The organism is Bacillus sp. 05T31 (genome assembly GCF_056396725.1).
The window spans coordinates 1-4516 of the sequence record NZ_JBFTMA010000326.1; the positions used below are offsets into that span (position 1 = coordinate 1).

Below are 4516 nucleotides of genomic sequence, written 5' to 3' on the forward strand. Positions count from 1 at the left end.
GATAAAARGATGGGCTCATCTTAGTAAAATGTTCATATAGATTCTTTCGCAGTTGACGAGCTAGTTTTAAAGAAGATCCAAAAATCATAATACGCCATAAGTAACGTAATATATACATCATAATTCCTACAACTACTAATAGAATAACCCAGTTCAACAATTTTTCAGACGTTAATGTTCCACTATTAATTTCATCTACTACAATCCCTAGTACTCTTGGCGCTACAAGTTCAAGAAGTGCGACACCAAATAACATAATAATTCCGATTATGTACGCTCGTTTTTCTTGCTTAAAAAACCAAGCTAAATTAAAAAACACTTTCATATTTATCCTCCTCCCTTAAAATGAGCGATGTTTTCAGTGTAACAAAAATACAGAATATTTGAAAGTTTTAAATATGTTTTATAACCAAAAGAAAAGGGCACTCGGTAAGAGTGCCCTTTGGCGCTTATTTCGTTTGTTGCTTGTTCATCGCGCTCATCATTTGATTGATTTTCTTTTGGGAAGGTTTTTGTCCCATTTGCATCATCATCATTTTTAACATTTGTTCGTTAATTGGTGGATTTTTTTGTAAGTAATTCATCATGTATTTGCGGGCAATGAAAAATCCTAACGCCACGCCTGCTACTAGTGCTACTACGCCCACTAGAATACCTAACCACATTGGCATATCTTTTCCTCCTTCATGTTGTCTACCTTACAGTGTACTAAAACCTTTTCAATAAGACAAGATACTATTCGACATTTTTTACACATATGTTCGTACTTGTTTGAGAGGATTTAACCAACCGTACTTTTTATTTTCATAATCCATCGCTAAAAATGTTAACTCACACTTTCTAAGCACCTCAAAGAAAGTTGTTTCCATGGATACATTTCCAGAAGTATTTATTCGAATATATTGTGGTTTCACCATTATTTCTCCGTATTCGGCTCCTGTATAAAGCGTATGAGTATGATTTGTTCTTTCATATTTACCAAGAACACGCAAAGCTTGTTCTAATTTATGATGAATTTTCATTACTTGTAACGGCATCGTAATATACGTCATTTGTTTATATAATACTTTCTTCTCCGAAAGGAACCCAGATTCTGAAAATCGAGCAAATAAATCAAAAAACAAATATTCACGACCAAAGTAAGCTTTCGCAATATCCTCTTGAATTAAATACAATTCATACGTTTTCATTTTTCCCCTCCCGATCTGGACAACCTTTTCCCTACATTATATAAGAGAAGATTTGCAATGRTTGTCTGACTACGGAGAGAGARAAAACTTTTCCTGTCGAAAAAACTCAATTACATAGAAAAATCTCCCCATGCTGGAGAGATTTTTCTAAAATCATTAAAGCATTTCTTTTACTTTACGAACAACGTTCTCTACAGTAAATCCATACTCTTCCATAATCTTCTCACCAGGAGCAGAAGCACCGAATGTGTCRATACCTAGTACATCTCCATCAAGRCCTACRTAACGGTGCCATCCCATTGTAGCACCCATTTCAATTGCGAAACGTTTCGTTACTGCTTTTGGTAGTACAGATTCTTTGTACTCAGCAGTTTGAGCTTCAAAGCGATCCATAGATGGCATGCTAACAACAGCTGCATCAACGCCGTCTGCTGCTAGAGCTTTTTGYGCTTCGATTGCTAAGCTTACTTCAGATCCAGTTGCAATTAAGATTACATCAGMAGTTTCTTTCTTGCTTGCAGAAACTACATATGCACCTTTTGCTACTTTTTCATAAGTATCGTCTTTTGCACCTTCTAATGTTGGAAGATCTTGACGAGTTAACACTAATGCAGTTGGTGTTTTTGTWGATTCTAGAGCTAGTCTCCAAGCTGCAACTGATTCGTTACCGTCTGCTGGACGAATAACAGAWACRTTTGGCATTGCACGAAGTGCTGCTAATTGTTCAACCGGCTCATGTGTTGGACCATCTTCACCAACAGCGATACTATCATGTGTGAATACATACGTTACAGGCAATTGCATTAATGCTGCAAGGCGAATTGCTGGACGTAAGTAGTCAGAGAATACGAAGAACGTACCACCGTAAGTTTTTAAACCGCCATGTAGTGCAATACCGTTCATTGCTGCACCCATCGCAAACTCACGAACACCGTACCAAATGTTTTTACCGCTGTAATCAGCTCTTGTGAAGTCTTTTTCGTTATTCATATATGTTTTGTTAGAACCAGCAAGGTCAGCTGATCCACCAAAGAATGATGGTACAGACTCTGCAATTGCATTAATTACAGCACCTGAAGAATTACGTGTTGCTGCTTTTGATCCTAATTCATAAGTTGGTAAGCTTTGTTCCCAACCTTCTGGAAGAAGACCGTTCATTGCTGCTTGCAGTTCGTTTGCTAATTCTGGATATGCTTGTGCATATTCACCGAGCATCGTGTTCCACGCAGCTTGCGTCGTTTCACCAACATCTTGTACTGTTTTACGGAAGTTGTCATATACTTCTTCTGCTACATGGAAGTCTTGTTCAGCAGTCCAAGCGTATGCTTCTTTCGTTAATTTTGTTTCGTCTACACCAAGTGGAGAACCATGTGAAGCTGATTTTCCTGATTTGTTTGGAGAACCGAAACCAATTGTCGTTCTTACTTCAATTAGCGTTGGGCGTTTTTCGTCAGCTTTCGCTTCTTCAATTGCTTTTGCGATTGCTTCAATATCRTTTCCATCCTCAACACGGATTACTTGCCACCCGTATGCTTTGTAACGATCTTCTACACTTTCAGAGAATGAACGATTTAAATCGCCATCTAATGAAATATCGTTTGAATCGTAAAGTACTACAAGACGACCTAATTGTAAATGAGCAGCTAATGAAGATGCTTCAGCAGAAACGCCTTCCATTAAATCTCCATCACCACAAATAGCGTATGTATGATGATCTACTACATTATACGCATCACGGTTGTATTTAGCCGCTAAATGTCTTTCAGCCATCGCCATACCAACAGCAGTTGCAATACCTTGTCCAAGTGGACCAGTTGTTGCGTCTACACCTGCTGTGTGACCGTACTCAGGATGTCCTGGAGTTTTGCTTCCCCATTGACGGAAGTTCTTTAAATCATCCATTGTTAAGTCATAACCAGATAGATGAAGTAGGCTGTATAGTAACATTGAACCATGACCTGCAGATAATACGAAACGATCGCGGTTAAACCACGTTGGGTTATTTGGATTGTGTTTCATAAATTGAGTCCATAATGTATAAGCCATTGGTGCTGCACCCATTGGCATTCCTGGGTGACCAGAGTTTGCTTTTTCAATCGCATCAATGGATAATGTGCGAATCGTGTTGATAGAAAGTTGTTCGATTGAATGTGACATGCTATTCTTCCCTTCGCGTATGTTAGTAAACGTTTTATACATTTATATGATAGCTTCCCACGCAAGATTATACAACATGTATCGACAAATATGTTGATGTTTTTTTGATTTTTCATAAAAAATACAGTGATTCAGGGAATGTATGGGCATTCAATATGACATACTTTTTAATTGTTTTTATTTTAAAAATAAAGATAATTATCTGTATATTTATACAAATATACTAATTTCTGATATATCTCTTTTTTGATAACCTTTAAAAATACAAAAAAGCATCTGAATTAGATGCTTTTAAAACAAATTAAATAATCCGCTTACGAATAGAACTTGAAATAAAATCAATTATAATTACCATTAAAATGATACCTAATAAAATAATTCCCACACGAGACCAATTACGTGAACTAAGTGCAAAAATTAATGGCGTACCAATACCACCTGCTCCAATAACACCTAAAATCGCAGCGGATCGTACATTAATTTCAAACCTGTATAACGTATACGATAGAAAATCCGGTAACACTTGTGGTAATACGGCATACCAAAGTATTTGAAACCGATTTGCACCCGTTGCTATTAACGCTTCCGTCGGTCCCTTATCTATATTTTCAATTCCTTCCGAATATAGTTTCCCTAACATTCCGATAGAGTGTAACCCTAAAGCTAGAACTCCGGCAAAAGAGCCTGGACCAACAGCTTTTATAAATAAAAGAGCCATAACTAATTCAGGAAATGTACGAACAAAACTAAGTACAAATTTCCCAGTTCCTGAAGTTAATTTTCCACTACTCATATTCGTTGCCGCCCAAAAAGCAAATGGAACAGATAAAAAAGCAGAAATAAATGTACCTAATATCGCAATTGCCAACGTATCAATTAAACCGTGTAATAAATCTTCACCATCTGGCAAAGATACATACGACCAATCTGGGTTCAATACGCCTGTCATAATGGCTTTTGTAATTTCTCCCGCCGTATTCTTTATTCCCTCTAACGGGACTCCTGAAAAGGCCCATACATATACAACTGTAAGTGCTATAAAAATAATCCAGCGATTTACACTCAGTTTCTTCGGTTTTGGTATGATTATCATCGTTTTACTCATTATAATTTCTCCCGCAACAATGTACTTATATAATCAATTAGCAATACAACAACAAGGGTATAAA

The 4516-nt window shown here is 36.9% G+C and carries 5 protein-coding genes; all 5 read right to left on the reverse strand.

From position 1 onward, the window contains the following. Nucleotides 1–325 (reverse strand): ABC transporter transmembrane domain-containing protein (locus AC1DJR_RS18260; RefSeq protein WP_477003189.1); only part of this gene is annotated, 325 nt, incomplete at its 3' end. Nucleotides 326–449: 124 nt separating this feature from the next. Beyond that, nucleotides 450–671 (reverse strand): YneF family protein, encoded by a 222-nt coding sequence (locus AC1DJR_RS18265; protein ID WP_001132292.1) that lies wholly within the window; start codon nt 669–671, stop codon nt 450–452. A gap of 78 nt (nt 672–749) precedes the next feature. Next, nucleotides 750–1190 carry a sporulation inhibitor of replication protein SirA gene (gene sirA, locus AC1DJR_RS18270; protein WP_002014415.1) on the reverse strand — a complete coding sequence of 147 codons (441 nt, stop codon included), beginning with the start codon at nt 1188–1190 and terminating at the stop codon, nt 750–752. A gap of 156 nt (nt 1191–1346) precedes the next feature. Continuing rightward, nucleotides 1347–3347: a transketolase gene (gene tkt, locus AC1DJR_RS18275; RefSeq protein ID WP_477003190.1), complete on the reverse strand. Its 2001-nt coding sequence runs from the start codon at nt 3345–3347 to the stop codon at nt 1347–1349. 301 nt (nt 3348–3648) lie between these two features. After that, a complete protein-coding gene (phnE, locus tag AC1DJR_RS18280) occupies nt 3649–4452 on the reverse strand; it encodes a phosphonate ABC transporter, permease protein PhnE (RefSeq protein ID WP_002014419.1) in 804 nt (267 codons plus the stop codon). Nucleotides 4453–4516 lie beyond the last annotated feature (64 nt).

Bases quoted from the DNA above. Each gene is read 5' to 3' on its own strand.
- AC1DJR_RS18265 (WP_001132292.1), bottom strand. From the start codon at position 671: ATGCCAATGTGGTTAGGTATTCTAGTGGGCGTAGTAGCACTAGTAGCA.
- sirA (WP_002014415.1), bottom strand. From the start codon at position 1,190: ATGAAAACGTATGAATTGTATTTAATTCAAGAGGATATTGCGAAAGCT.
- phnE (WP_002014419.1), bottom strand. From the start codon at position 4,452: ATGAGTAAAACGATGATAATCATACCAAAACCGAAGAAACTGAGTGTA.